This is a genomic window from Blastococcus sp. SYSU DS0552, assembly GCF_054050815.1.
The window spans coordinates 1-7,285 of record NZ_JBJHAB010000037.1; the positions used below are offsets into that span (position 1 = coordinate 1).

The 7,285-nt window shown below is 71.2% G+C and carries 4 protein-coding genes and 1 pseudogene; all 5 read left to right on the forward strand.

Going from position 1 to position 7,285, the window contains the following annotated elements:
- A pseudogene (locus ACI8AG_RS20310) lies at window positions 1-149 on the forward strand (methyl-accepting chemotaxis protein); the annotation flags it as partial.
- A 377-nt stretch (window positions 150-526) separates the two neighbouring features.
- Window positions 527-2,128 (forward strand): methyl-accepting chemotaxis protein, encoded by a 1,602-nt coding sequence (locus tag ACI8AG_RS20315; RefSeq protein WP_456598470.1) that lies wholly within the window; start codon window positions 527-529, stop codon window positions 2,126-2,128.
- 304 nt (window positions 2,129-2,432) lie between these two features.
- Complete coding sequence (locus ACI8AG_RS20320; RefSeq protein ID WP_456598471.1) at window positions 2,433-4,046, forward strand: methyl-accepting chemotaxis protein; 1,614 nt, start codon at window positions 2,433-2,435, stop codon at window positions 4,044-4,046.
- 285 nt (window positions 4,047-4,331) lie between these two features.
- Complete coding sequence (locus ACI8AG_RS20325; RefSeq protein ID WP_456598472.1) at window positions 4,332-5,921, forward strand: methyl-accepting chemotaxis protein; 1,590 nt, start codon at window positions 4,332-4,334, stop codon at window positions 5,919-5,921.
- A gap of 274 nt (window positions 5,922-6,195) precedes the next feature.
- The coding region (locus ACI8AG_RS20330; RefSeq protein ID WP_456598473.1) for a methyl-accepting chemotaxis protein at window positions 6,196-7,285 on the forward strand (1,090 nt) is incomplete at its 3' end.

The following is a 7,285-nucleotide window of genomic DNA, read 5'->3' on the forward strand; positions in this document are numbered from 1 at the left end:
GTACGGGGCAGATCGCGGAGAACATCACCAGCGTCTCCACGGCCGCGGACGCCACGACCCAGGCGCTGACCCAGACCCGCACCGCCGTGGACGAGCTGTCCCGGATGGCGGCTGACCTGCGCACCACCGTCGGGACGTTCAGCTACTAGCAGGACCCCCGTCCCGCCTCACCTCTCGCACGCCCGGGGTGAGGCGGGACGGAGGCCGCGGAGGGGCGCTCGACCAACGGTCGGGCGCCCCTCGCCGCGTGTCCGGAAAACGGCGCCCTTTGCGGGACGTCGCACAGGTGAGCGCCCGCTGTCGACAATGGTGGAATGTCGCCATCGCGACCGAGTCGACTCGTTGACTCCGTTCCCGAATCGTTGTGTCCGCCATTTCCCAACACGCACAGAAAAGCTCGACACCTGACAGTTCGTGGCCTTAGCTTCTCCGCAGCAACCGAAAGCGGTGGCGGATTCGTCCGTCGTCCGTCGTCCGTCTCCGGATCGGGTTGCACTCGGATCCCTCTCCAGAACGGACTTCTCCCATGGCACATGTCGCGCGCCGCGCGCTCGGCCGGATGTCGGTATCCGCCAAGATCCTCAGCTCCGTCTCGGTCGCGGTCGTCGCCGGCATCGCCGTCGGCACCGTGGGTTGGAGCTCCCTCGGCGATGCCGCCGACGAGGCCGACGCCACCTACCGGGAGAGCACCCAGGCGCTCGTGCAGGTCGAGGAGATGCGCTCGCAGCTGCTGACCCTCCAGCTCAACCAGACGGCCCTGCTGCTGCCGAACGTCAGCCCGGAGAACGCCACGACGTGGGCCGCGGGCGCCACGGCGGCCGCCGAGGCGTTCGGCGCGGCCGGTTCCGCCTACCTCGGCACGGCGCCCGCCGCCGAGCAGCGGGCCCTGGCCGAGCAGTCCCTGGACACCTACGGCACCTGGGGCGAGGTCTACGCCCAGACGCGGCAGGCCTACAGCGCCGGCGACGCCGCCGCGGCCGGCACGCTCTACGCGCAGTCCTCGAAGCTCATGGACCAGCTGACCGGGGAGATCGACCAGCTCCTGGCCTCCGAGATCTCCGAGGCGAGCTCCTCCGCCGCCGCGGTCGCCGACACCAGCGAGCGGGCGCGGACGCTCGTCATCGCCCTGCTGGCCATCGGCTCGGCCATCGCCCTCGCGGTGGGCTTCTTCGTCGCGCGCGGCATCCGCCGGAACCTGGAGAAGGTGCAGCACGTGATCCAGGGCCTGGCCGAGGGGGACCTCACCCGGCAGACCGGTGTCCAGCAGTCCGACGAGATCGGGCGGATGGCCACCGCTCTCGACGAGGCCCAGGAGTCCCTGCGCGCCGTGATGGCCTCCGTCGTCGCCTCGGCGGACGCGGTCGCGGCCAGCTCGGAGGAGCTGAGCGCGTCGTCGGCGGAGATCTCGACGTCGGCGCAGGAGACCTCCGCCCAGTCGGGTGTGGTGGCCTCGGCGGCCGACGAGGTGTCGCGGAACGTGCAGACGGTCGCGGCCGGCGCGGAGCAGATGGGTGCCTCGATCCGGGAGATCGCCAGCAACGCGGCGGAGGCCAGCGAGGTGGCGGCGCGTGCGGTGACGGCGGCGGAGACCACCACCGCCACCGTGGCCAAGCTGGGCGAGTCCTCGGCGGAGATCGGCAACGTGGTGAAGGTGATCACGAGCATCGCCGAGCAGACCAACCTGCTGGCGCTGAACGCCACCATCGAGGCGGCGCGGGCGGGTGAGGCCGGCAAGGGCTTCGCGGTGGTGGCCAACGAGGTGAAGGAGCTGGCCCAGGAGACGGCCAAGGCGACCGAGGACATCGCCCGCCGGGTGCTGGCCATCCAGGGCGACACGACGGCTGCGGTGACCGCGATCGAGGAGATCAGCACGATCGTCGCGCAGATCTCCGACCGGCAGACCACCATCGCCAGCGCGGTGGAGGAGCAGACCGCCACGACGAACGAGATGTCGCGGTCGGTGCAGGAGGCCGCCGACGGCACCGGTCAGATCGCGGCCAACATCTCCAACGTCTCGGGTGCCGCGGACTCGACCACGCAGTCGCTGACCCAGACCCGCACCGCTGTCGACGAGCTGTCCCGGATGGCCGCCGACCTGCGCAGCACCGTCGGGAAGTTCAGCTACTGATCTCCGGCGGCCGCATCGGCCGCACTCCGAACCGAGAGCGCACGGCCGGCTGGCCGTGCGCTCTCGGCGTTTTGTGCACATCCCTGCCGCCGGTGGGTGGGATCTGCGCAGTCATGCAGTGGACGAAAGTGCCATGTCGACACGAGAAATGCGATGACCGAACAATCCGGTCCGGTGCCGAGACACGCGCGTTCAAGCAGTCAACCGGTGTTTCTGGACCGTTTACATTCTTGTCCTCGCCACAGCGCGGACCGACCGCGGTGGCGCGCATTCAGCAATCCATCTCCTTTCCGTTCGGAGCACCATGTCCGCTCTTCCTGCATCCCACCGTCGGAGCCGCCCCGGCTGGTTCGCTAGCCGACCGCTGGCGGTGAAGATCGGCGCCGCTCTCGCCGTCCTCGCCGTGGTCGCCATCGCCCTGACCGGGCTCGCCGTGCAGCGGCTGGGCAGCCTGGCGGAGTCCGGCGACCACTTGTACGGCGACTCGATCGTCCCGCTGAACAAGCTGGCCGAGGTGCAGCGCACGTTCCAGGGGGACCGTGCGCGGAACAACATCTACGGCTTCGTCGCCCCGGCCGCCCGGGCGGAGCTCGACGCCGCGCTGCTGGAGCGCCGCGAGCAGCTCGAGCGTGAGCAGGAGGCCTACGTCGAGACGCTCAACGACCCCGCGGACTTCGCAGCGGTGGCCGAAAGCATCGATGCGTACTACGCGGTCGTGGACGAGCAGCTGTACCCGGCCGCCCGGGCTGGTGACGTCGCGACGGTCCAGCGGCTGGTGTCGGGTGAGCTGGCGCAGGCGGGGCGGGCGCTCTCCGACGCCTTCGGTGCCGAGCAGGAGCGCCAGGCCGCCGACGCGCAGCGTGACGCCGCAGCCGGCGACGAGCTCGCGGCCTCGGCGACCGTCTTCCTGTGGACCGCGCTGGCCGTCGGCATCGCCGTCGCGTCGGCCCTGGCCGTGTGGGTGGTCCGCCAGATCCTCCGGACCGTCCGCTCCGTCCAGGCCTCGCTGGAGGCCCTCGCCAAGGGGGACCTGACCGTCCGCCCGGAGGTCACCTCGGGTGACGAGCTCGGTCGCATGGCGCAGGCGCTCGCCGCCGCCCAGGACAACTTGCGTGAGGTCCTGGCGGGCGTGGCGGGGTCGGCGGACGCGGTGGCGGCGTCGTCGGAGGAGCTGAGCGCGTCGTCGGCGCAGATCTCGGCGGGTGCGGAGGAGACCGCGGCCCAGTCGGGTGTGGTGTCGGGTGCGGCCGAGGAGGTCTCGCGCAGCGTGCAGACGGTCGCCGCGGGCGCGGAGCAGATGGGTGCCTCGATCCGGGAGATCGCGCAGAACGCCAACGAGGCGGCCCGGGTGGCCGCGGCGGCGGTGAGCGAGGCCGAGACGACCACGGCGACGATCACCAGGCTGGGGGAGTCCAGCAAGGAGATCGGCGACGTGGTGAAGGTGATCACGAGCATCGCGGAGCAGACGAACCTGCTGGCGCTGAACGCCACGATCGAGGCGGCGCGGGCCGGTGAGGCCGGCAAGGGCTTCGCAGTGGTGGCCAACGAGGTGAAGGAGCTGGCGCAGGAGACGGCGAAGGCGACCGAGGACATCGCCCGCCGCGTGGAGGCGATCCAGGGCGACACCGGAGGCGCGGTCGCGGCGATCGGGCGGATCAGCGAGGTGATCGCCCAGATCAACGACTACCAGACGACGATCGCCTCGGCGGTGGAGGAGCAGACGGCGACGACCAGCGAGATGTCGCGGTCGGTGCAGGAGGCCGCCGGTGGCACGACGCAGATCGCGGAGAACATCTCCGGGGTCTCGACGGCCGCGGACTCCACGACGCAGGCGCTGACCCAGACCCGCACCGCCGTGGACGAGCTGTCCCGGATGGCCGCCGACCTGCGCACCACCGTCGGCCGCTTCACCTATTGATCTGCCCGCGGCCGGCCAGGCTGCGTGCACAGGGGGGCGCACGATCCGCGGATCGTGGGCCCCCCTGCACCGGGGCTCCGGCGGCAATTGTCGACAAGGCACCGCGGGCGGGGCGACGGTCGACCATTCTCCGACCATTCCGGCGACACGTCCGCGATGCGATACTGCAACGGGCGAAACCGTGGATCCTTGTGCCGACAACAGTGGCTGCCATTCGGCCGCCCTTTGTCGAGACCGCGCCGATGCAGCCGCGACCGCCCTGGCACCTCGATTCTTGGAGTACCTGTGAATTCCGCACCCCGGACCGGGCGGCGCTGGTTCGCCGACCGGCCGATCGCCGCCAAGCTCGCAGCCGTCGTGGCGACTATGGGCCTGGTCTCGTTCGTCATCGCCTTGGTCGCCGTCCAGGGAGCGCACGACCTGCGGGACGGCGAGCATCGGCTCTATACCGAGAACGTCCAGCCCATGGACACCCTGGGCGCGATCCAGCGGAGCTTCCAGGGCGACCGCGTCCGGATCATCTCCTACAACGTCGCCGACGCTGAGACCCGCGCCTTTCTCCGGGAGAACCTGGCAGAACGGCAGGCCGAGCTGCGGGCACTGCTCGCCCAGTACGAGGGCAAGCAGGCGGACGCCGTCGCGTGGACGGCGGTCACCGAGGCGCTGACCGCGTACTACGGCAAGGCAGGCGAGCAGATGAACGCCATCGACGCAGGCTCGGCCACGTACTACGGGTTCAACGAGGAGAAGCCGCTGGCCTCCGCCGTCATGGATCCGTACGCCACCGAGAGCGAGGCCCAGGCCGCTGCGGCGGCCGAGGAGGCGGCGGCCGGTGAGGACCGTGCCGCCGACGTCGTGCTGCAGATCCTGCTCACCCTGCTGATCGGCCTCGCGGTGGCCGGCGTGCTTGCCGTCCTCGTGGTCCGGATGATCACCCGCACCGTGCGGTCGGTGCAGCAGTCGGTGGACGCCCTCGCGCTCGGTGACCTGACCGTGACGCCGGAGGTCACCTCGGCCGACGAGCTCGGCCGCATGGCCGCCTCGCTGGGGGAGGCGCAGCGCAACCTGCGCGAGGTGCTGGCGGGCGTCGGTGCCTCGGCGGACGCGGTGGCGGCGTCGTCGGAGGAGCTGTCGGCGTCGTCGGCGCAGATCTCGGCGGGTGCGGAGGAGACCGCGGCGCAGTCGGGTGTGGTGTCGGGTGCGGCGGAGGAGGTGTCGCGGAACGTGCAGACGGTCGCGGCCGGCGCGGAGCAGATGGGTGCCTCGATCCGGGAGATCGCGAGCAACGCGGCGGAGGCCAGCGAGGTGGCGGCGCGTGCGGTGACGGCGGCGGAGACGACGACGGCGACGGTGGCGAAGTTGGGGGAGTCGAGCGCGGAGATCGGCAACGTGGTGAAGGTGATCACGAGCATCGCCGAGCAGACCAACCTGCTGGCGCTGAACGCCACCATCGAGGCCGCGCGGGCCGGGGAGGCCGGCAAGGGCTTCGCGGTGGTGGCCAACGAGGTGAAGGAGCTGGCCCAGGAGACGGCCAAGGCGACCGAGGACATCGCCCGCCGGGTGCAGGCGATCCAGGGCGACACCACTGCGGCGGTGGCCGCGATCGGGGAGATCTCCTCGATCGTCGCGCAGATCTCCGACCGGCAGACCACCATCGCCAGCGCGGTGGAGGAGCAGACCGCCACGACGAACGAGATGTCGCGGTCGGTGCAGGAGGCCGCCGACGGCACCGGCGAGATCGCGGCCAACATCACCGGGGTCTCCACCGCGGCGGACTCGACCACGCAGGCGCTGACCCAGACCCGCACCGCCGTGGACGAGCTGTCCCGGATGGCCGCCGACCTGCGCACCACCGTCGGGAAGTTCACCTACTGACCCCAGGGTGGGCGGGGACGTCGCACACACCCCCCAGCGGGCGCACGGCCGGGACGCGGCCGTGCGCCCGCTGCCATTTCCCCTGTTCACCGGAATGGCGTGACCGTCGCCTTGTCGACCGCGTCGATGAGGCTCCCGGCATTTCTCGGTTGATGGCGCGCGACACGGTCTGACACGGTCACTTTTCCGGCCCGGCTTCGTACGTTTCCTCGTGTACGAGCCGGCCCTGGATCGTCCCGGTTGGCGGCTGACCGCGTCAATGAGGAGCAACACCATGCGCACGTCCCCTCCGACCGCACGCCGCGGTGGGCGGTGGTTCGCCGACCGCCCTGTGGGCGTCCGAATCCTGTCCTCCGTCGCGGTCGCCTCACTGACCGCCGCTGCTGTCGGCTTCGTGGCCCTCAACGACCTGGGCGATCTGCGCGATGCGCGGAACGCGGAACTGCGGTCGGCGATGCCCTACATGAACAGCCTCAACGCGATCGGCCTGACGGCGAAGGCCACTGCCAACGACGAGCGTGGCTTCCTGCTCACCGGGGACCCCGAGTTTCTGACCGGGATCGACGAGCGGCTCGAGAAGATCGATGGCCTGTTCGGCGACGCCCACGCCGCCGCCACCTCGGCCGAGGAGACGGCCGCCCTCGACGAGCTGGACGGGGCGATCGACACCTGGGCGGAGAGCATCCGCGCGGAGTTCGCCCTCTTCCGCACTGATCGGCAGGCCGCCGTCGCGCAGGCGATGGGGACCAGCCGGGAGCTGCGCAAGATCTACGAGGACCAGCTCGACGCCGAACTGGCGGCGGCTGAGGACAAGCTCATGACCGGAGCCGGTTACGAGCAGCGCGTCACCGCGGCCACTCGCACGATCCTCGTCCTGAGCATCGTGGGTATCGGCCTGGCGGTGCTCCTCGGCGTCATCGTCACCCGCTCGGTGACCCGTCCGCTGACCCGCCTGCGGGAGAACGCCGCCCGGCTGGCCGTCGGCGACCTGACGCAGCGCACAGGTGTGGACCAGCGCGACGAACTAGGCCGTACCGCAGCATCGCTGGACGAGGCGCAGAACAACCTCCGCGAGGTGATGGCGTCGGTCGTGGCGTCGGCAGATGCGGTGGCGGCGAGCAGCGAGGAGCTGTCGGCGTCCTCGGCGCAGATCTCGGCGGGTGCGGAGGAGACCTCCGCCCAGTCGAGTGTGGTCTCGGGTGCGGCGGAGGAGGTCTCCCGCAGCGTGGAGACGGTGGCCGCGGGTGCGGAGCAGATGGGTGCCTCGATCCGGGAGATCGCGTCCAACGCGGCGGAGGCCAGCGAGGTGGCGGCGCGTGCGGTGACGGCGGCGGAGACGACGACCGCCACCGTGGCCAAGCTGG